A 20051-nucleotide genomic window follows, 5' to 3' on the forward strand; every position below is an offset into this window, starting at 1 on the left:
TTGGCACTGGCTTATCAAGCACCCTGTTGAGTTCTCAAAGAACAACCGCACACCTTCAAACGTTCCGCTCTCGCGGCCCGTTCCCCGGGGCACTCGTTCAACATTACCTGGTCGTTTCCGCTCGACCAAATCCGGGGATCTGATCGGCCTCGCCCAGTTTCTCCACACCGACATCCGCTCGAGGCGGAGAGTCTGTGAAAAGTGGCTCACGCAGACCGGCCGACTTTCGTCTTGCCCGGCTCCTGCTGGCTGAGTCACTCTACCCGGTCGGTGTCGCGGTGGCAAATCCAATGTTCTGGATCCGCGCCGCTCCGCCCGGCTCTGCAGCAAGCCTAGCTCGCTCCAGTTGCTCCCGAGGCCGCGATCCGGATTGTCACTTTCGTGGCTGTCCGTACCGGTATCTCGCTTGCAGAGAAGAAATTACTTGACTGATCGCCCGGACCGCAAATCGATGACCGTGCGCATTGCCTGTCGCACGGTGGCACACAGCGAAAGGAAACCGTGACAGAGTGGCCTCATGGACGCATCCGAGACGCTGGCGGTCGACGCGTTTCTCGGCTTGCTGGTGCCGCTCTGGCAGCTGGTGATCGGCGTACTTGTGCTGGTCACCGTCGTTGTCTCGGTCCGGAAGCTGTTCCTGCGCGGCCCCACCCGAATGGGCGGCGCGCTGCTCCTGGTCGGGTCCGCGGTGGTCGGACTCGCCGTGGTGAGTTACCTGATCCAGACTCTGTGACCCCGGATACATTCGCTCACAGACGACGGTTCGCCAGGCTCGGCAACTCTTCCCGGATCGTCTCCAGCCGGCCCAGGTCCAGGTCGGCGACGGTGATCCCCTCGGCGTCCGGCGCCTGAGCGAGCACGGTGCCCCACGGGTCGATGATCATGCTGCGGCCGAAGCAGGTCCGCCCCGGCTCGTGGTCACCGATCTGACCGGCGGCCAGCACGTAACACTGGTTCTCGATAGCCCGGGCCCGGAGCAGCACCTCCCAGTGGTCCCGCCCGGTGTGCAGCATGAACGCCGCGGGCACCACCAGGATCCGCGCGCCGGCCACCGCCAGTCGCCGGTACAACTCGGGGAACCTCAGGTCGTAACAGATGCTCAGCCCGGTCGGCACCCCACCGATCTCGGTGACGACCGTCTGCTCCCCCGGTGCCACGGTGCGCGACTCCTGGTAGGAGACGCGGCCGGCGATCTCCACGTCGTACAGATGGATCTTGCGATAGGTCGCGGCGAGCGAACCGTCGGGCCGGAACACCAGCGTGGTGTTGAAGGTGCGGGTGTCATCCGGACCGGTCTCGTGGAACGAGCCGGCGTGCACCCAGATGCCCAGCTCGCGAGCGGCCGCGGCGAAGAACTCGGCGAACTCGCCGTCGACCGGCTCGGGTTTCGGCGCGTCGGCCGCGCGACCGAGGAAATCCACGTACTCCGGCAGGACCGCGAGCTCGGCGCCGCCTGCGGCGGCACGCTCGAGCAACGAGCGGGCGACGGAGAGATTGTGGGCACGGTCTTCGCGAGAGTTCAGCTGGCAGACGGCGACGCGCATAGATGCGAGCGTACGTCGTCAGCCGGCCCCCGGTCACCGACCAGCGTCTACCAGCCGACCTCGGCCGGCATCAGCAGCACCTCGGAGCCGACCGGGTGGTAGCCGGCGTTCAACAGCGTGCGCAGGCTGGCTGCGTTGCCCGGAGCGCACTGCGCCCAGATCGGGCGGGCCTCCGGGATCAGGTGCCGGGCCGCCGTGGCCAGCAGGCGGCCATGGCCCCTCCCCTGCGCCGCGGGATCCACCTCGAAGGCGACCTCCCAGCGCCCGGCAAGCCCGCGCCCGACGATCAGCAAGCCGTGCTCGGACTCCCACACCCGGACGTCGGCACGGTAGCGGTGGGCGCGCAGGGCACGGGGATGAGAACTGGTGTCGAGGGGAGTGAGCCGGAGCGGCGGGTCACCCGGCAGCGGGGTCGCCAGCAACGACACGTCGAGGGCGCCGGCGCACAGTTCGAACCGGTCCTCCAGCGCGGTGAGGAAACGCGGCCCGCTGGGGGCGGCGAAATCCTCACCGGCGAGTTTCTCCGCCCAGGCGGGCTCGACGTCGGCGGCGACGACGATGTGGCCCGGAAACGACACCACCGCCGCCCGGTCGGGCGACGGTGGTGGCACGATCTCAAGCCACGGATCCGGCACGTGCCGGTCGCCGTGTTCGATGCCGACGAGGATGCTCGCCAGATCGCGAGAACCGGTCAGGCCGACTTCTCCTCACGGGCGTGCCGGCGACGGCCGACGAACTCGCGCGGGACGATTGTCGGATTCACGTTCTCCAGCACCACCGCACGGTTGATCACCACGCGGGCCGCGTCCGGGTTGCTGGGCACCTCGTACATCACGGAGAGGAGGACCTCTTCCATGATGGCGCGGAGGCCACGAGCGCCGGTGCCGCGGAGCATGGCCTGGTCGGCGATCGCCTCCAAGGCGCCCTCGTCGAACTCCAGCTCCACGCCGTCCAGCTCGAAGAGACGCTGGTACTGCTTGACGTAGGCGTTGCGGGGTTCGGTGAGGATCTTGATGAGGGCTTCGCGGTCGAGGTTGCGGACCGTGGTGATCACGGGGAGACGACCGATGAACTCGGGGATCAGGCCGAACTTCAGCATGTCCTCGGGCATCACCTTGCTGAAGATGTCGTCGGTGTTCCGCTCCGAGATCGACCGCAGCCGGGCGCCGAAGCCGACCCCGCTCTGGCCGACGCGCTGTTCGATGATCCGGTCCAGCCCGGCGAACGCGCCACCCACGATGAACAGCACGTTCGTCGTGTCGATCTGGATGAACTCCTGGTGCGGGTGCTTACGGCCGCCCTGCGGCGGAACGTTCGCCACCGTGCCCTCGAGGATCTTCAGCAGGGCCTGCTGCACGCCCTCGCCGGAGACGTCCCGGGTGATCGACGGGTTCTCGCTCTTCCGAGCGATCTTGTCGACCTCGTCGATGTAGATGATGCCCTGCTCGGCGCGCTTGACGTCGTAGTCAGCCGCCTGGATCAGCTTGAGCAGGATGTTCTCGACGTCCTCGCCGACATAGCCGGCTTCGGTGAGCGCCGTGGCGTCCGCGATGGCGAACGGCACGTTCAGCATCCGCGCCAGGGTCTGCGCGAGGTGCGTCTTGCCGCAGCCGGTGGGGCCGATGAGCATGATGTTGGACTTGGCCACCTCGACGTCGCTACCGCCGCCGGGAGCGCCGCTCGACTCGGCCTGGATCCGCTTGTAGTGGTTGTAGACCGCGACAGCGAGAGCCTTCTTCGCCTGCTCCTGGCCCACCACGTAGGTGTCCAGGAACTGGCAGATCTCCATCGGCTTGGGAAGCTCTTCCCACTTCACCTCGCCGGTCTCGGCCAACTCCTCCTCAATGATCTCGTTGCAGAGATCAATGCACTCATCGCAGATGTAGACCCCTGGGCCCGCGATGAGCTTTTTGACCTGCTTCTGCGACTTCCCACAGAAGGAGCACTTGAGTAGGTCGCCGCCGTCACCGATCCGTGCCACCTACGTTCTCCCTGCCGCTCAACGACCGGCCACCAGCCAGTCCGTTTCCGAGGACTGATTGCCTCGTTGCCATCTCATCGTCTGCCGACCCGCGTAACTGAGGATGCTGGCTCGACGTTACCCGCAAAGGGGCTGTTCTCCGACCCCCCAAAACGGGCGTGTCAGGGACCGGCCAGTCTAGTCGGACCGGCCAGGCCCCTGACAGCGCGTACGTCAGCTGCCGGAGCCGACGGCCTGCAGGCTCTTCTTACGGCTGACCAGGACCGTGTCGACCAGGCCGTACTCCTTGGTCTCCGCCGCGGTCATGATCTTGTCGCGGTCGATGTCCTTGCGGACCTTCTCGACGGTCTGGCCGGAGTGACGGGCCAGCATCTCCTCGAGCTGGGTCCGCATCCGCATGATCTCGCGGGCCTGGATCTCGATGTCCGAGCCCTGGCCGTAGCCGCCCTCGGTGGCCGGCTGGTGGATGATGATCCGCGAGTGCGGGAGCGCCATCCGCTTGCCCGGCGTACCGGCCGCCAGCAGCACCGCGGCCGCGCTGGCCGCCTGGCCCAGGCAGACCGTGCTGATGTCGGGACGGACATACTGCATGGTGTCGTAGATCGCCGTCATGGCGGTGAACGAGCCACCGGGCGAGTTGATGTACATCGTGATGTCGCGGTCCGGGTCGGTGCTCTCCAGCGTCAGCAGCTGGGCCATCACGTCGTTGGCCGACGCGTCGTCCACCTGAACGCCGAGGAAGATGATCCGGTCCTCGAACATCTTGTTGTACGGGTTCGACTCCTTGATGCCCCACGAGGTGCGCTCGGAGAACGAGGGCAGCACATAGCGGTTGTGCACCGGAGCGAACCCGGGAGGCATGGAAAGGTCGGTCATGGTTCAGCTCCTCAGTTCAGCGTTCCGGCACCGTCCGGGACCTGCGCGGCCCCGGTGATCACCTTGTCGATGAAGCCGTAGTCCTTCGCCGCGTCTGCCGTGAACCAGCGGTCGCGGTCGAAGTCTTCGGCGATCTGCTCCTGGGTCTGACCGGTGTGAAACGCGATCCGCTCCTGGAACATGCGCTTGGTGTACAGCATCTGCTCCGCCTGGATGGCGATGTCCGCGGCGGTGCCGCCCATCCCGCCGGAGGGCTGGTGCATCATGATGCGGGCGTGCGGCAGGGCATACCGCTTGCCGGCCGCGCCCGCGCAGAGCAGGAACTGCCCCATCGAGGCGGCCATGCCCATCGCGACGGTGGACACGTCGTTGTCGATGAACTGCATCGTGTCGTAGATGGCCATGCCCGAGTAGACCGAGCCGCCGGGCGAGTTGATCCACAGGTGGATGTCCGCCTCCGGGTCCTCCGCGGAGAGCAGCAGCAGCTGCGCACAGATACGGTTGGCGACCGCATCGGAGACCTCGCTGCCGAGGAAGATGATCCGCTCACGCAGCAGGCGGTTGAAGACCGAGTCGTCGAGGTTGCCACTCAGGGTGGAGGCGCCGCGCCGCGACACGGGCCCGTCGGGAGTGTGGAGATCGGTCATGGCAGCCCTTCACAGCTTGCTGTGTCGGCCGGTGTCCGGCCGGCCGGTTGTCCGTCGTACGACCAACCTAACCGGTCGGATGCGCAACAGCTTCCCGCTCGGGCAGGTGTTCGCTGACAGCGCACCGGCCCCGGACGTACGCCTGAAACGGCACCGGCCACCGCGCACCGTGAGCGGTGCGCGGTGGCCGGTGCATGCCTGTCTCAGGTCAGTGGTTGTGACCCGCGTGCTCGTCCTCGCTGGCGGCCCGCAGGTCGTCCAGGGAGAGCGTGTTGCCGTCGCTGTCCTTCATCGTGACCTGCTCCATGACCGACGCGAGGGCCTTGCCCCGGCGCACGTCACCGAAGACGGCCGCCGCGGCGCCCGACCGGACCAGCTGGTCGTAGTACTGCTGCGGCTGCATCTGGGCGCGCTGCGCCCGGTGCACGATCTCGTGACCGAACTCGTCGTCGCTGACCTGGACGTCCTCGGCGTCAGCGATGGTGTCGAGCAGCAGCTGGATCCGCACGCCCTCTTCGGCGGCCTCGGTCAGCTCCTGGTCGATCTGCTCCTCGGTCTTGTCCTCGGAGGCGAGGTAGTCCTGCAGGGAAGCGCCGATCTTCTCGAGCTGATCGGTCATCGCCTGCTTGCGGCCCTCGACCTCGTCCTTGACGACGCCTTCCGGAGCCGGGATCTCGGCGGCCTGGACGAGCTGCTTGAGAGCCTCGTCGCGGGCCGCGTAGATCTGCTCGACCTTCTTGGCCTTGGTGAGCCGCTCGCGCAGGTCGCCGCGCAGCTCCTCCAGGGTGTCGAACTCGCTCGCCAGCTGGGCGAACTCGTCGTCGATCTCGGGGAGCTGCTTGTCCTTGACGGTCCGGACGATGACCTTCACCTCGGCATCGTTGCCGGCGAAGTCGCCGCCGACGAGCTGGGTGGTGAAGGTGGTCTCGTCGCCGGCGGACAGGCCGACCAGCACCTCGTCCAGACCGGGGAGCAGCTGCTTGCTGCCGACCTCGTGGGAGATGTTGGTGGCCGAGCCACCCGGCACCTCTTCGCCGTCGACGGTGGCGTTCAGGTCGAGCTGGACGTAGTCCCCCTCGGCCGCGGCGCGCTCGACGGTCTTCAGCGTGGCGAACCGCTCGCGCAGGCCGTTGATCTGCTCATCGATCTCGTTGTCGCCGATCGCGACAGCCGGGACCTCGACGGTGATGCCGGCCAGCTCCGGGACGGTGATCTCGGGACGGACGTCGACCTCGGCCGTGAACTTCAGCGGCGCGTTGTCGGCGAACTCGGTGATCTCGACCTCGGGGCGACCCAGCGTCTTGACGTCGTGCTCCTGGACCGCGGCGAGGATCTGCTGCGGAATCGCCTCCTGAACGGCCTCGTTCAGGACCGCTCCACGGCCGACACGCTGGTCCACAACCGCGGACGGGACCTTGCCACGACGGAAGCCCGGCACCTGAACCTGCGCGCCGATCTCCCGGTACGCCTTCTGCAGGCTCGGCTTGAGCTCGTCGAACGGCACCTCGATGGCGAGCTTCACCCGAGTCGGGCTCAGAGTCTCGACGGTGCTCTTCACAGGCGTACTCCTTGTTGCGCGGGTAGTTGAAATCAGTCGGGGTGGCGGGATTTGAACCCACGGCCCCTCGCTCCCAAAGCGAGTGCGCTACCAAGCTGCGCCACACCCCGTGGCGTCGGCCAGTGTATGCGGTCTGCTTACTCGTGTGTGCGCTGGAGTCACCTGCGGGGGAATCCGGTTCGCACAGACGGTGGGTGATTCAGTAAGCTGTGCCCAAGACCTCGGGATTCCGGGGCCTTGCGGGCGTAGCTCAATGGTAGAGCTTCAGTCTTCCAAACTGACTACGCGAGTTCGATTCTCGTCGCCCGCTCAAAACGCATCAGCCCAGCTCACAGAGCTGGGCTGACTGCTTTTCCGGGGTGTTTCACGGGGTTGTCCAGGGTGTTTCACAGGCCCTCGGGAATCCGGATCGACTCGATCCAGGGCGGTGGCGCCGGCGGGTTGCGGCCCACCAGGCCGGCCACCACCCGGGCCTGTCCGGGTGCCTTCTCCGGCCACGGTGTCTCCCCGTCGGTGAACACCACCACGATGTTCGGTTTCAGCTGGGCGCGTAAAGCGTGCTCGATACCGACCCGCATGTCGGTGCCGCCGCCACCCTCCAGCACCACCTCGCCGATGGCCGCGACCCGCCGGACGGTGTGGACATCCGCGTCGCAGGACAGCACCGCGACCCGCTCCCGGCCGATGCCGACGGTGCGCAGCACGCCGGCCAGCTCGGCGAGCACCACCCGCAGCTCACCGTCGCCCATCGAGCCGGACGTGTCGACCACCACCGCGACCCGGGCCATCGGGCGGCGCAGGCGGGGCAGCACCACCCCGGGCACGGCCGCGCCCCGGCGGGACGGCCGCTGGTAGGTGTAGTCGACAGCGCCGGACGCCCAGGACGCCGCCTCCCGGACCGCGCCGGCCAGCGCCCGCCGCCAGTCCACCACCGGTTCCAGGATCTCGTCGGCCCAGCGCCGCCACCCGGCCGGCACGCTGCCGCGGCCGGTCGCCCGGGCCTTGACGGCCTGCGCGGTCTGCCGCCGGATCGCGGCCGCCTCGACCACGCTGACCTGGGGCGCGTCCGCGGACTCCCACGGCATCGGCTGCCCGTGCGCGCCGGAGCCGCACTGCGGGTGGTGCGGGGTGGGCGGGATCGACGGCAGGTACTCCTCGAACAACCGGCCGGGCGGCAGGTCGAACGTCGCCGGTCGCAGCGCACCGGCCGGCAGCCCGGCGATGTCGTCGTTGATCTCGCAGTCCTGGGCGATGTTGATCCGGTGGTGGTCGCGGCGCAACGCCGGCGGGACCAGCTCGGCCCGGCCGTGATGGTCACGCAGCAGATGGGCCACCTCGTGGACCCAGACCGCGGCGAGCGCGGCGACCGGGATGGCGTCGACGAACTCCGGTGAGACGTAGCAGCGCCAGTGCCGGTCGACGGCCATCGTGGACACCGCGGTGGTCGGCACCACGGTCAGGCTGTAGAGCGCGGAAGCCAGGTAGGGCTGCTCCCCCGCCGCCCGCAGCCGCGCGCCGAGCAACTTCGTCCGGTCCAGCTCGCGGTGCTCAGGCGCCACCGGTCAACATCCCGGACGCACTGAGCACCTCGACGAACGCGTCGATCGCGGGCGGCACCGGCCACGCCGGTTGCCGCATACGGGCCAGGTCGAACGCGGCCCGGGCGGCCACGTCCGGCACACCGGCGTCGACCGCTTTCGCCAGCACCACCCAGCCGGCCTCCCAGCGTTCCCGGGTCACCGACGCCTCGATCGCGGCCACCACGGCGGTGAGGAAGGCGAGTTGCCGGTCCCCGCGGTCGGGCAGCGCGAACGCCTCCGGGTCGGCCAGCACCCGCTCCGGGTCGGGCAGGTCGAGCTCGTGCAGATACGTCGCCAGCTCCAGTCCCGCACCGTCACCGACCGCGCCGATCAGTGCGGTGGTCAGCGCGTCCCGGCCGGTGTCCGTACAGAAATGGAAGACCAGCAGGCGCAGGGCCATGTCCCAGGTGCGCGGCGAGGGCCAGGCGCCACCGCGGGCCTCGGCGTCGGACGGCAGGTGATGGGTCAGGCCGGGCCGGGCGGTGAGGAACCCGGCGATCACGCCCCGGGCGCGGGCCAGCGCACCGGCCGCGCGAGCCGGGACGATGGCCGGCACGTCCACCTGCGGCCAGACCCCGGCCAGGCCCCGGGCGACCACCCGGGGGTCGTACGTCCAATGCAGGTGGACGAAGCGGTTGGCCAGCGGCGGGCTGAGGTGCCAGCCGTCCGCGGCGCTGGCCGGCGGGTTCGCGGCCGCGACGATCCGCACCGCCGGTGGCAGGGTCAGGCTGCCCACCCGGCGTTCCAGCACCACCCGGAGCAGGGCGGCCTGCACGGCGGGCGGCGCCGAGGACAGCTCGTCGAAGAACAGGATGCCGCGGCCGGCCCGGGACAGCCGGACCGCCCAGTCGGGTGGCGCCATCGGCACGCCCTGGACCGCCGGGTCGTCGCCGACGATCGGCAGGCCGGCGAAGTCGGACGGCTCGTGCACGCTGGCGATCACGGTCTCCATCGGCGCGCCGAGCCCCTCGGCGAGCTGGGTGAGCGTCGCCGACTTGCCGATGCCCGGCTCACCCCAGAGCAGCACCGGCAGGTTCGCGGCGACGACCAGGGCCAGGGCGGCCACCCGCTGGTCGGTGGCCGGCTCGGTCCGGGTGGTGCGGATCCGGCTCAGCAGCTCGTCGGCGGCGTCCAGCCCGGTTGTCATGCGTGCTCCTTCAGATACTCGACCGCGGCGTGGAACGCCGGGCCGCGCTGGTCCTTCGGCTCGAGGTAGGCCAGCATGTCGTCGAGGTAGTCGAGCACCGACACGTCGTCCTGGTTGGGCATCCGCGGGTCGGCGCCGGCGTCGACCAGCGCGATGATCAGCTCGGGCGGCCAGAGGTTGACCACCGCGAGGTAGAGCGGGGTGCTGCCCTCCTTGTCCCGGTCGTTGACGTTCAGACCGGCCTCGAGGAGCCGGGGCAGCAGGCGGGTGTGGTCGAACGAGCGCAACCGGTGCAGCAGCGTGCGCCCGCGGCCGTCCCGGACACCCGGGTCCATCCCGCCGTCGAGCAGCTCGAGGACCACCCGGGTGCCGCCGTGCACCATCCGCAGCCACAGGTCCCGCCGGTGGTCGCGCAGCCGTTTCGGGAGCCGGCCGGACATCCCGGTCCAGGCCTGCGCCGCGGCGAAGCAGCCGGACACCGGGCCGCCGAACGCGCGCAGGGCGCGTTCCCGCTGCGCCTCGGCGGCGGTGTGCGCGGGCAGGTGGAGCCGCCCGTCCCGGTGGTCGATCACGTGCCACTCCCCGTGGCAGCGGACCCGGGTGAACACCGCCCGGTCGGCCGGCTCAGCCGGCGGGGCGGCCGGGGTGCCGGGGAACAGCGCCGAGCGGATCAGCGGGTGCAGCGCGCCGGCCGGGAGCCGGCCGTGCCGGACCAGGTCGAGATCGGGTGGGAAGCGCAGCAGGCGGGGCGACAGGTGCGGAAGGCGGCGCACCTCCGTGTAGCCGTCCCAGGTCACCTGCTGAGCTGTGGCCGTCACCACGTCGCCGTCGACGCCCAGGCGCAGGATCTGGCGGCGGTCCAGCCAGCCGGTCAGCGTCAGGGTCCGCTCGCCGAACTGGGCGGCGACCCGCCGGGCCTCGGCCACCAGGGCGTACGGATCGATCAGCCGGAAATGATCGTCGGTGAACAGCCGAACGGCCTCCTCGTGGCTGATCGGCAGGCCGGCAGCGTGCCAGGCCTCGAGCAGGTCGGTGGGCGTGCGCGGCCCCTCGACCCCGGCCGCGGTCAGAGCAGGCCCGCTCACCGTGGCGCGCAGCTCACCGGCCCGCCGGGCGTCCCAGTGGTGCGGTGCCAGCCGGATCGGTGGCACCGGCAGGTGTTCCGCGTCCACCGGCAGCAGGTCGGCGAGCCGGCCGGTGCCGAGGGTGAGCCGTTGCGAGCCCAGCACCGACTGCGGGCTGCGGACCGTGAGCAGCACCGTCTCGAGGTCGACCGGGCCGTCCGGTGCCAGCAGATAGAGCACGTCGGTGGCCAGCGTCGAATAACCGCCGAGGGCCCGGGGCAGGTGCCAGCGCAGCAGGTCGGGCGCGAACCCGGCGAGCATGCCGAGCAGCGTGGCCGCGCCATCGGGGCCGAACCGCTCGGCGAGCGACGCGGCGTCGAAGGTGACGTCGACGTCGCCGGCCGCGCAGGCCGCCGCCCAGTCGCCGCGCTCCCGGGCCGCGGTGCACTCCGTGATCATCCGGGCCGGTACGGCGTACCGCCGGATCCGCTCCCACTCGGCCAGGCTCATCGGTACACGCTCGCGATCGCGCCGAGGTCGGTGTGCGGCGGTGTCACCGAGCGGGGTGACTGCCGGCGCATCCGCCGGGGCACCCCGCCGTTGAGGCCGAGGTGCTCCAGCTGCCCGGCGGCGGCCAGCAGCACCCGCGCGCCCCGGCCGGTCACGCCGGTGAACCGCAGGTCGAGACGGCGCAGGGTGCTGCCCGGCAGCGCGGCGGCCAGCAGCGCGGCACCGGTGTCGCCGACCTCGTTGGGCCGGCCGCCGAGGGCCCGCTCGGACGGCGGCCGGGCCAGGTCGAGGGCGACCCAGTCGCGCAGATTCGCGGCCAGCGGCGCCACGTCGGTGATCCCGTTGCCGCCCAGCCCGAGCGTCATGCCGAGGCCGGCCAGGCCCTCGGCGAGCGCGGCCGCGCCGTCGTCGCCGAGGTGGTTGACCGCGAGGTAGAGCTCGCGGACGCCGCCGTCGCGGACCAGTCGCAGCAGCACCGGCACCGCCGCGGCGCGCAGCCCGTTGGCGCCCAGGAACAGCCGCTGCATCACCGGCGGGCGGGCGGCCAGCGCGTCGGCCAGGTGCTCCAGCCCGGCCGCGGTGAGCCCGGTGTTGACCAGGTCGAGGGTGCGCAGCGTGGTGTTGCCGGCCAGCGCCGCGGCCAGCCGGGCCACCCCGGCGTCGCCGATCGGGTTGCGCTTGAGCCAGAGGGCGCGCACGTCCCGGTCGGTGCGGAGCCGGTCGGCGAGCGCGGCCGCGCCCTCCGCGTCGATCCGGTTGCAGCCGAGATAGACGGTGCTGAGACCGTGGCCGGGGACGAGCGCGTCGGCGACCGCCTGGACGCCCGGGGTGCCGAGTCCGTTCGTACCCAATAACAAATGGGTCGCGTGCGGTGAGGCGACCGCGGTCCGGACCAGCCGGGTCGCCTGCTCCGGGCCGACGCCCTGCTTGCAGAGATCGACCCGGCCGTCCGGACGGACCAGCCCGCGGGCGAACTCCTCGACCGCGACCACCGGTTCGGGTGACGCGAGCCGGCGCAGCAGCCCGTCGAAGTCGGCCGGTGCAGCCAGGCCGCTCTCCGGGTCACTGATCGCCGGGCACCGCACGGCGGGGGTCTCGTCCATCGGCCACCATCCCACCGAACGAAAAGGTCCAGGTGGCGAAGCCGGCCGGATTCGAACCGGCGTCCTCCTGCTCGATGCCAAGGCGCGACGACCTCTGCGCTACGACTTCGCCGCGGCGGAGCCTACGGGAGTGGTACGACATTCTCGGACCCTCGTTGACAGGTGACCCGTTGGTCACATAACTTAGCGTCATGACCGACGACGATCGGGTGTTCAAGGCCCTGGCCGACCCGAGCCGTCGCTTCCTGCTCGACCTGCTCTTCGTCCGGGACGGCCGCACGCTCACCGAGCTGGAGTCCGAGCTGGCGATGACGCGCTTCGGCGTCGCCAAGCACCTGCGGGTGCTCGAGGAGGCGGGACTCGTCGTCACCCGCCGATCGGGCCGGGAGAAGTTGCACTTCCTCAACCCGGTGCCGATCCGCCAGATCCACGACCGGTGGATCGACAAGTACACCGAGCACCAGATCACCACTCTCATCGATCTCAAGCACACGCTGGAGGAAGAGTCATGAGCGACACCAAGGTGTTCCGCATCTGGATCAAGGCGACTCCGGAGAAGATCTGGGAGGCGCTCACCGACCCGGAGTGGAACAAGCGCTACGGCTACGGCACCCCGCAGACCTACGACCTGCAGAAGGGCGGCCAGTACCAGGCGGTCGCCAGCCCGGAGATGAAGGACTACGCGAAGGCGCACGGGTTCGAGATGGCCGACATCGTCGTCGAGGGCGAGGTGCTCGAGGCGGACGCGCCGCGCCGGCTGGTGCAGACCTGGAAGATGCTGATGGACCCGGGCACCGCGGCCGAGCCGTACACCACGCTGACCTGGGACATCGAGGACTCCGGGCCGGGCGTCTGCCGGGTCACCATCACGCACGAGCTGACCGGCGCCCCGGCGCACGCGGCCATGGTGCAGGGCAACCCGGACGCCGGCGCCGAGGGTGGCGGCGGCTGGGCCTGGGTCCTCAGCGACCTCAAGTCGCTACTGGAGACCGGCTCGATCCTGGCCGGCAAGTAACCGGGCGGAGCGGTCCTGGCGGGACCGCTCCCACCGTCCGATTTTGCTAGCGTCCGACCCATGGCCGTGTTCTGGTTCGCCGTTCTCGGGCTGGGCATGTCGATGAGCGGCACGGCGATCTGGCTGGCCCGGCGGGACAGGCGGCGCGCGCTCGACGAGCGGGACGAGCCCGAGCAGCACGGCCGCCACAGTGGGTGAGAGCCGCGGCTGACAGACTTGACCGCGTGAGTGACGGGGAGTTGGCGGCGTACAGTCTCGTCGAGCTCGCCGTCGACCGGTTGCGGCGCGACATCCTGAGCGGGCGCACCGACCCGGGTGAGCGGCTGGTCGAGGAGCAGTTGACCAAGCGGCTCGGCATCAGCCGGGCGCCGCTGCGCGAGGCCATGCGACTGCTGGCCGAGCAGGGCCTGGTCGAGCACATCCCGCGGCGCGGCGCGCGGGTGGCGACCCTCTCCGACGCCGACGTGGGCGAGCTGTACGAGATCCGCGACATCCTGGAACGCCACGCCGTCACCAGCCGGCCCACCGGCGCCGATCTGGCCGGGCTGCGCTCCGCGCTGGACGTCATCCGGGCGGCGACCGATCAGGACGACCGGCTGGAGCTGGCCAACGCGCACCGCCGCTTCCACGTCGAGGTGGTCGCGCTCAGCGGCAACCGTCAGCTCACCGCGCTCTACGAGACGGTCCTCGTGAAGATCCAGCTCTACATGGCGGTGAACATGCGCCGCGAGGCCGAGGTGGCCCGGGCCGAGGACGGGGTGCTGCGCCACGAGCGGCTCTTCGCCGCGGTCGAGCGGGGCGACGCCACCGAGATCCTGACCGCGTTGAGCGCGCACGGGGCTCGCACCTACCTGACGCGCTGACAAACGCTGAACCGCTAGATCACTCCGGGAAATCACCCCGTTACACGACGTGGGATCCCTCGAAACAGAACTGTCGACAATCGACGGCATGGCTTTCTGACAGCAGGCCGTCGAAGGGACGACAGTCATGACTGCGACGATCGGGCCGGTGCCGGCCGACCCCTACCCCTGGCCCTACGACGGCGCGGTACCGGTGGACCGCACCGCGCTGCTCTGCATCGACTGGCAGACCGACTTCTGCGGGCCGGGCGGCTACGTCGACGCGATGGGCTACGACATCGAGCTCACCCGCGCCGGGCTCCCGGCCACCGCCAAACTGCTCCAGCACGTCCGCGACCTGGGCATGCTCGTCATCCACACCCGCGAGGGCCACGACCCGGACCTGTCCGACCTGCCGGCCAACAAGCGCTGGCGCTCGGCCCGGATCGGCGCCGAGATCGGCGGCCCGGGCCCGTGCGGCCGCATCCTGATCAAGGGCGAGCCGGGCTGGGAGATCGTGCCCGAGGTCGCGCCGGCGCCCGGCGAGGTGATCGTCGACAAGCCCGGCAAGGGCGCGTTCTACGCCACCAACCTCGACCTGGTGCTGCGCACCCACGGGATCACCCATCTGATCCTGACCGGCATCACCACCGACGTCTGCGTGCACACCACGATGCGCGAGGCGAACGACCGCGGCTACGAGTGCCTGATCCTGAGCGACTGCACCGGCGCCACCGACCCGGGCAACCACGTCGCGGCGCTGCACATGGTCACCATGCAGGGCGGCGTCTTCGGCTGCGTGGCGACGTCCGACGACGTCATCGCCGCGACGGAGGTCTGAGCCGTGCCGACCGTTGAGGCATCACCCACCCCGTTCACGCTGGAAAAGACCAGCACCGCGCTGCTGGTCATCGACATGCAGCGCGACTTCCTGCTCCCCGGCGGCTTCGGCGAGAGCCTGGGCAACGACGTCGCGCAGCTGCGGCGCACCATCGAGCCGCTGGCCGCGCTGCTGGCAGCCTGGCGAGCGGCCGGGTGGAAGGTCATCCACACCCGCGAGGGCCACCTGCCCGACCTGTCCGACTGCCCGCCGGCCAAGCTCCGGCGCGGGCCGATGATCGGCCAGGCGGGTCGCTTCGGCCGGGTCCTGATCCGTGGCGAGTACGGCCACGACATCATCGACGAACTCGCACCCGTCGAGGGCGAGGACGTCGTCGACAAGCCCGGCAAGGGCGCGTTCTACGCCACCGATCTCGCCAAGATCCTCGAGAACGACGGCATCACCTCCCTGGTCGTCACCGGGGTGACCACCGAGGTCTGCGTGCACACCACGGTCCGCGAGGCGAACGACCGCGGCTACGAGTGCCTGGTGCTCGCCGACTGTGTCGGCTCCTACTTCCCCGAGTTCCAGCGCGTCGGCCTGCAGATGATCGCCGCACAGGGCGGGATCTTCGGCTGGGTCGCGGAATCGTCCGCCCTGATCGAGGAGATCACGCGATGACACCTGCCAACAGCGCGGTGAAACCTGCCTACTGGGTCCGCGGCGACACCAACGCCTTCTTCGGCTTCGGCGTCAACGTCCTGGTCAACGTACTCACCCTGACCGGTCTCTGCCTCGGCGTGATCAAGTTGCCGGCCGGTGACGTGTTCGGGGTGATCCTGCCGGCGCTCGGCATCGCCCTGGTCGGCGGCAACGTCTACTACACGTACCTGGCTCGCAAGCTGGCCGTGCGGGAGAACCGCACCGACGTCACGGCGATGCCGTACGGGCCGAGCGTCCCGCACATGTTCATCGTGATCTTCGTGATCATGCTGCCGATCTACCTGACCACCAAGGACCCGGTGAAGGCGTGGACGGCCGGCATCGCCTGGGCGTTCATCATCGGCGTGATCGTGCTGATCGGCGCGTTCGTCGGGCCGTACATCCGCAAGTACACGCCGCGGGCCGCGCTGCTCGGCACCCTGGCCGGCATCTCGATCACCTTCATCTCGATGAACCCGGCCGGCAACATGTGGAAGGCCGCCTGGATCGCCCTGCCGGTCTTCGGGCTGCTGCTGGTCGGCCTGCTCACCGACGTGAAACTGCCGTTCAACCTGCCGATCGGCCTGGTCGCGCTGCTGGCCGGCACCGCGATCGGCTGGATCGGCGGGGTGATGAGCGTGCCGGACGTGACCGCCGCCGCGAAGGACATCGCGTTCGCCTTCCCGCACCTGAAGTTCGACCTGCTGATCGACGGCCTGACCGACATGGCGCCGCTGCTGGCCACCGCGATCCCGCTGGGTGTCTACAACTTCACCGAGGCGATGACCAACGTGGAGAGCGCGGCCACCGCCGGCGACCGGTACAACCTGCGCAGCGTGCTGCTGGCCGACGGGGCCGGCGCGGTGATCGGCTCGTGCCTCGGCTCACCGTTCCCGCCGGCCGTCTACGTCGGTCACCCGGGCTGGAAGGCGGCCGGCGGCCGCACCGGGTACTCGATGGCCACCGGCGTGGTGATCGCGCTGCTCTGCTTCTTCGGCCTATTCGGACTGCTCGGCGCGATCTTCCCGACCGCCGCGATCGTGCCGATCCTGCTCTACATCGGCCTGCTGATCGGGGCGCAGGCGTTCCAGGCGACGCCCCGGGCGCACGCCGCCGCGGTGGTCGCCGCGCTGGTGCCGAACATCGCCCAGTGGGCCACCGGGCAGATGGACAACGCGCTCGCCGCGGCCGGCACCACCGCGGCACAGGTCGGCAACGACGCGCTGACCGGCGCCGGTGTGGTCTACGACGGGCTCAAGACGCTCGGCGAGGGCGCCATCCTGGCCGGTCTGGTGCTCGGCGCGATCGTGGTGTTCATCATCGACAAGCGTTTCTGGCACGCCGCGATCTTCGCCGGGACCGGTGCGGCGCTCACCTTCGTCGGCCTGATCCACGCCCCGAAGGTGCAGTTCAACGCGAACGGGCAGGTCGCACTCGGCTACCTGTTCCTGACCGTGGTCTGCGTGCTCTTCGCGCTGACCCGGCCCGCACCGCGCGTCCCGGAGCCCGGTGAGGACCCGGAGGAGGCGCCGGCCGGCCGCGAGACCGTACCGGCAGCCTGACCGCGTGGACGGCCCGGCTGCCCGCCGGGCCGTCATCGGACGAGAGGACATCGCATGGAGCGCGACCGGCCCGAGGTGATCGCCGAGGTCACCGCGGCCTTCGAGGCCTATGAGCGGGCGCTCGTGGCGAACGACGTCGAGAAGATCCTGAGCTTTTTCGCACCGGAGGCGGTCCGCTTCGGCATCGCCGATCAACAGGTCGGCATCGAAGAACAGGAGAGGTGGCGGCGCGCGCAAGGCCCGTTGCCGCCGGGCCGCGCCCTCAAGGAGACCCAGATCATTTCGTACGGCCTGAGCACCGCGGTCGTCACCACCCTGTTCGGCTACCCCGGCTCGGACGTGCTGGGCCGGCAGACGCAGGCGTGGGTGCGCCGGCCCGAGGGCTGGCGCATCGTCACCGCGCACGTCTCCGAACCCCGCACGTGAGCCGCCGGGTCAGACGAACAGGCTCTTCACCCAGTTCACCGCGTCCATCACCCAGGCGGTCTGCTGCAGGAAGGTGAACCCGGCGCCGACCAGGAACACGCCCACCACCATGTGCGAGCCCCGGGCGGTGTGCCGGGTGCGGCCCATCTGCCGCTCCAGCACCGTCCGGCCGACCAGCCGGGCGAGCGCGAAGACACCCGCGGCCACCAGCAGCGTCACCACGAACACCACCACCGGGGTGGTCAGTGAGCCGCCGCCGGAGAGCGCCCAGATGCCCCAGCAGACGAACGTGAACAGCACCGCGGCGGTGCTCCACTCGCCGCCGCGGCGCAGCTGGCGGACGTGCCAGCCGAGGCTGTGCTGCGGGCGGGGCGCGTCGGCTCCGGGCCAGCCGGTGCCGGTCGGCTCGTGCTGGGCGGTGTTGTCGTGCTGCTGCGGCGCGCGCGGCGTGACCTGGGCCCGGCCCTGGCTGAACGGCGACTGCGGCGCGTTCTGCGGCGCCGGCGAGGTCGGCGCGTGCGGCGTCTGGACCTGGGTGTGCTGGTGCTCCGGCGCCTGCACCCGGGTGGGCGGGTGGTTCGGCGTCTGGACACGCGGCGGCTCGCCGGACCGCGGAACGGCGGGTGCGGGCTGCGTCGGCGGCTCCGCCCACGGGTCCTGCGGCGGCATGTCGAGCGTCCGCTCCGACCACTGCGGTTGCTCCGGCATGATTCCCCTCTCGATCAGGTGGCTGATCAGCCACCTGCCTTCGAGAGTAACGACGCCGCAAATAGGTGGCCCGCGACACGGCAGTCCGTTACACAAGCTCCATGGATTCCGCGATACGACTCCGGCAGGGCACGGCCGAGGATTTCCCGGCGGTCTGGGACCTTCTGGGCCTGGTGTTCCACGACGAGTTCGAGGACGAGGCGCGGGACGCCGAGGAGGCGATCTTCGAACCGGAGCGGTCCCTGGTCGCCGACGACGCCGGGCTGATGGCCGGGCACGCGCTCGCGTTCAGCCGCCGCCTGGCCGTGCCCGGCGGTGAGCTGCCGGCCGCGCACATCTCCAGCGTCGGGGTCCGGCCCACGCACCGGCGGCGCGGCCTGCTGACCGCGCTGATGCACCGCCAGCTGATCGACATCGCCGAGGCCGGGCGGGAGCCGCTCGCCGTGCTGTGGGCCAGCGAGACCTCGATCTACCCCCGGTTCGGGTACGGCCCGGCCGCCTTCCGCCACAAGTTCTCGATCATGAACCAGGAGGTCCGGCTGCCCGCCCCGCCGCCCGGCCCGCCCGCCCGGCTGCGGATGGGATCGCCGGCCGACCTGCTCGGCGAGCTCCGCCAGGTGTACGACCGGGTGCGCCCCGGCCGGGTCGGCTGGTCCGACCGCGACGACAACTGGTGGCGGTACGTCCTGGCCGACCCGAAGGACCAGCGCGACGGCGCCACCCGGCAGCACGCGGTGCTCCTGGACGGACCCACCGGCCCGGCCGGGTACGCGCTCTGGCGGGTCAAGGGCGGCTGGACCGACCACGGCCCGGACGGCGAGGTGCAGGTGGGTGAGGTGGTCGCCGGTGATCCGGTGACGTACCAGGCGCTCTGGCGCTTCCTGCTCGGCATCGACCTGACCCGGACCGTGTCCTACAAGCTGGGCGCCGTCGACGAGCCGCTGCAGTTCCTGGTGGACGAGCCGCGGCGGCTGGGCGCCCGGAAGATGGACGCGCTCTTCGTCCGGCTGGTGGACGTGCCCGCCGCGCTGGCCGCCCGGCGCTACCTGACCGCTGTCGACGTGGTGCTCGAGGTCGACGACCCGATCCTGCCGGCGAACGCCGGGCGCTGGCGGCTGACCGGCGGGCCGGACGGTGCGACCTGCGTCCGGACCGGTGGCCCGGCCGACCTGGCCTGCGCGGTGACCGATCTCGGCGCGGCCTACCTGGGTGGCACCTCGCTGGCCACCCTCGGGGCGGCCGGACGTGTCCACCAGCTGTCCGACAATGATCCGAGTGCGGCGTTCGGCTGGCACCGCCCGCCGAGCGTGACCGAGGTCTTCTGAGCGGACGGGCGGGTACCGTCAGATCATGGCTGAGCCCGAACGCCGCCGGCGGCGTGTCCGTCCCTCCTCGGACGCGTCCTCGGGTGCCTCCTCGAGCGCCTCTTCGGGCATCTCCTCGGGTGCCTCCTCGGGCGCGGACGACGTCCCGGCGGCCCAGGCGCCGGTGCCCACGCCTCCCCCGGCTCCCCCGGCGACGCCGGTCCCTCGTGCACCGATCCCGACCGCGCCCACCAGCCCGGCGGCACCCGTCCCCACCGCGCCCACCGGCCCGGCAGTGCCGATCCCGGCCGCGCCGGCCGGCCCGGGTGTGCCGGTGCCCGCGCCGCCCGCGTCGGCGCCCGCCCGGCCGGTGCGGCCCGCCGGACCGCCACCGCCGAAGCGGACCGCCGGCAACGGCGGCGGCAACACCGAGGACCGCGAGGTCGAACGTGGCCTGCGCGGCCTCGTCGGATCCGGGTCGTCGCAGGTCAGCGTCGGAGCCGCACTCCGGGCCCGGGACGCCGCGCGGCCGAGTGACGAGGACCTGGCCGCCGCCGACCGGGACCTGGTGATCGTGCGGCGCAACTGGCTGCCGCGCGAGGAGTTGCCACGCCGGTAGAAGCTGCGCGACCACAATGCCCGGACACTACGATGTGGTGGAC

Annotated in this window: 22 protein-coding genes and 3 tRNA genes; 12 read left to right on the forward strand and 13 right to left on the reverse strand. The window is 70.9% G+C overall.

Translation table 11 applies throughout. The features are described from left to right. Positions 1-517 precede the first annotated feature (517 nt). On the forward strand, positions 518-733 hold the full coding sequence (locus ADL15_RS43965; RefSeq protein WP_067705374.1) for a hypothetical protein: 216 nt from the start codon (positions 518-520) through the stop codon (positions 731-733). Positions 734-749: 16 nt separating this feature from the next. On the opposite strand, the gene ADL15_RS43970 is transcribed toward ADL15_RS43965, so the two are convergent. The 7 genes from ADL15_RS43970 to ADL15_RS44000 all read right to left on the reverse strand — a co-directional run bounded on the left by ADL15_RS43970 (position 750) and on the right by ADL15_RS44000 (position 6716). Continuing rightward, entirely contained in the window at positions 750-1544 is a 795-nt protein-coding gene (locus tag ADL15_RS43970) for a carbon-nitrogen hydrolase family protein (protein WP_067705376.1), read from the reverse strand. Positions 1545-1591: 47 nt separating this feature from the next. Then, on the reverse strand, positions 1592-2155 hold the full coding sequence (locus tag ADL15_RS43975) for a GNAT family N-acetyltransferase (RefSeq protein WP_232344926.1): 564 nt from the start codon (positions 2153-2155) through the stop codon (positions 1592-1594). Positions 2156-2235: 80 nt separating this feature from the next. Next, complete coding sequence (gene clpX / locus ADL15_RS43980) at positions 2236-3525, reverse strand: ATP-dependent Clp protease ATP-binding subunit ClpX (protein WP_067705380.1); 1290 nt, start codon at positions 3523-3525, stop codon at positions 2236-2238. A 213-nt stretch (positions 3526-3738) separates the two neighbouring features. Next, positions 3739-4401 (reverse strand): ATP-dependent Clp protease proteolytic subunit, encoded by a 663-nt coding sequence (locus tag ADL15_RS43985; protein ID WP_067705382.1) that lies wholly within the window; start codon positions 4399-4401, stop codon positions 3739-3741. An 11-nt stretch (positions 4402-4412) separates the two neighbouring features. Then, positions 4413-5048, reverse strand: a complete 636-nt coding sequence (locus ADL15_RS43990) for a ClpP family protease (RefSeq protein ID WP_067705384.1) — start codon at positions 5046-5048, stop codon at positions 4413-4415. Positions 5049-5256: 208 nt separating this feature from the next. Continuing rightward, the gene (gene tig / locus ADL15_RS43995; RefSeq protein ID WP_067705386.1) at positions 5257-6606 is read right to left on the reverse strand and encodes a trigger factor; all 1350 of its coding nucleotides are present in this window, start codon (positions 6604-6606) and stop codon (positions 5257-5259) included. Positions 6607-6642: 36 nt separating this feature from the next. Next, positions 6643-6716: transfer RNA gene (locus ADL15_RS44000), tRNA-Pro, on the reverse strand. Between the two features lie 129 nt (positions 6717-6845). Between ADL15_RS44000 and ADL15_RS44005 the strand changes: the two genes are divergently transcribed. Continuing rightward, positions 6846-6916 (forward strand) — tRNA-Gly (locus ADL15_RS44005). 76 nt (positions 6917-6992) lie between these two features. Here the strand turns inward: ADL15_RS44005 and ADL15_RS44010 are convergent. The 5 genes from ADL15_RS44010 to ADL15_RS44030 all read right to left on the reverse strand — a co-directional run bounded on the left by ADL15_RS44010 (position 6993) and on the right by ADL15_RS44030 (position 12119). Continuing rightward, on the reverse strand, positions 6993-8165 hold the full coding sequence (locus ADL15_RS44010) for a vWA domain-containing protein (protein ID WP_083972493.1): 1173 nt from the start codon (positions 8163-8165) through the stop codon (positions 6993-6995). After that, complete coding sequence (locus tag ADL15_RS44015; protein WP_067705388.1) at positions 8155-9333, reverse strand: AAA family ATPase; 1179 nt, start codon at positions 9331-9333, stop codon at positions 8155-8157. Before ADL15_RS44015 ends, ADL15_RS44010 begins: the two co-directional genes overlap by 11 nt. Further along, on the reverse strand, positions 9330-10907 hold the full coding sequence (locus tag ADL15_RS44020) for an ankyrin repeat domain-containing protein (RefSeq protein ID WP_067705390.1): 1578 nt from the start codon (positions 10905-10907) through the stop codon (positions 9330-9332). The genes ADL15_RS44015 and ADL15_RS44020 overlap by 4 nt, the downstream gene beginning before the upstream one ends. Then, the gene (locus tag ADL15_RS44025) at positions 10904-12010 is read right to left on the reverse strand and encodes a leucine-rich repeat domain-containing protein (protein WP_067705392.1); all 1107 of its coding nucleotides are present in this window, start codon (positions 12008-12010) and stop codon (positions 10904-10906) included. The genes ADL15_RS44020 and ADL15_RS44025 overlap by 4 nt, the downstream gene beginning before the upstream one ends. Positions 12011-12043: 33 nt before the next feature. Next, positions 12044-12119 (reverse strand) — tRNA-OTHER (locus ADL15_RS44030). An 82-nt stretch (positions 12120-12201) separates the two neighbouring features. On the opposite strand from ADL15_RS44030, the gene ADL15_RS44035 reads away from it, so the two are divergent. The 8 genes from ADL15_RS44035 to ADL15_RS44065 all read left to right on the forward strand — a co-directional run bounded on the left by ADL15_RS44035 (position 12202) and on the right by ADL15_RS44065 (position 17377). Continuing rightward, complete coding sequence (locus ADL15_RS44035) at positions 12202-12522, forward strand: ArsR/SmtB family transcription factor (protein WP_067705394.1); 321 nt, start codon at positions 12202-12204, stop codon at positions 12520-12522. Continuing rightward, positions 12519-13025, forward strand: coding sequence for an SRPBCC domain-containing protein (locus tag ADL15_RS44040; protein WP_067705395.1), 507 nt, complete (start codon positions 12519-12521; stop codon positions 13023-13025). The genes ADL15_RS44035 and ADL15_RS44040 overlap by 4 nt, the downstream gene beginning before the upstream one ends. A 60-nt stretch (positions 13026-13085) precedes the next feature. Next, positions 13086-13223 (forward strand): hypothetical protein, encoded by a 138-nt coding sequence (locus tag ADL15_RS53670; protein WP_157441974.1) that lies wholly within the window; start codon positions 13086-13088, stop codon positions 13221-13223. A 26-nt stretch (positions 13224-13249) separates the two neighbouring features. Next, the gene (locus ADL15_RS44045) at positions 13250-13888 is read left to right on the forward strand and encodes a GntR family transcriptional regulator (protein ID WP_067705397.1); all 639 of its coding nucleotides are present in this window, start codon (positions 13250-13252) and stop codon (positions 13886-13888) included. A gap of 127 nt (positions 13889-14015) precedes the next feature. After that, on the forward strand, positions 14016-14708 hold the full coding sequence (gene biuH, locus ADL15_RS44050) for a biuret amidohydrolase (protein WP_067705400.1): 693 nt from the start codon (positions 14016-14018) through the stop codon (positions 14706-14708). A 3-nt stretch (positions 14709-14711) separates the two neighbouring features. Continuing rightward, the gene (locus ADL15_RS44055) at positions 14712-15368 is read left to right on the forward strand and encodes a cysteine hydrolase family protein (protein WP_067705403.1); all 657 of its coding nucleotides are present in this window, start codon (positions 14712-14714) and stop codon (positions 15366-15368) included. Continuing rightward, complete coding sequence (locus tag ADL15_RS44060) at positions 15365-16951, forward strand: SulP family inorganic anion transporter (protein WP_067705405.1); 1587 nt, start codon at positions 15365-15367, stop codon at positions 16949-16951. Before ADL15_RS44055 ends, ADL15_RS44060 begins: the two co-directional genes overlap by 4 nt. A 54-nt stretch (positions 16952-17005) precedes the next feature. Continuing rightward, on the forward strand, positions 17006-17377 hold the full coding sequence (locus ADL15_RS44065) for an AtzH-like domain-containing protein (RefSeq protein WP_067705407.1): 372 nt from the start codon (positions 17006-17008) through the stop codon (positions 17375-17377). A gap of 9 nt (positions 17378-17386) precedes the next feature. On the opposite strand, the gene ADL15_RS44070 is transcribed toward ADL15_RS44065, so the two are convergent. Next, entirely contained in the window at positions 17387-18085 is a 699-nt protein-coding gene (locus tag ADL15_RS44070) for a DNA-directed RNA polymerase II (RefSeq protein WP_067705410.1), read from the reverse strand. Between the two features lie 101 nt (positions 18086-18186). Between ADL15_RS44070 and ADL15_RS44075 the strand changes: the two genes are divergently transcribed. Further along, positions 18187-19410 carry a GNAT family N-acetyltransferase gene (locus ADL15_RS44075; protein WP_067705412.1) on the forward strand — a complete coding sequence of 408 codons (1224 nt, stop codon included), beginning with the start codon at positions 18187-18189 and terminating at the stop codon, positions 19408-19410. Between the two features lie 307 nt (positions 19411-19717). Further along, positions 19718-20008 carry a hypothetical protein gene (locus ADL15_RS44080; RefSeq protein ID WP_373873104.1) on the forward strand — a complete coding sequence of 97 codons (291 nt, stop codon included), beginning with the start codon at positions 19718-19720 and terminating at the stop codon, positions 20006-20008. Positions 20009-20051 lie beyond the last annotated feature (43 nt).

The organism is Actinoplanes awajinensis subsp. mycoplanecinus, assembly GCF_001509495.1.
GTDB classification, from domain to species: domain Bacteria; phylum Actinomycetota; class Actinomycetes; order Mycobacteriales; family Micromonosporaceae; genus Actinoplanes; species Actinoplanes palleronii.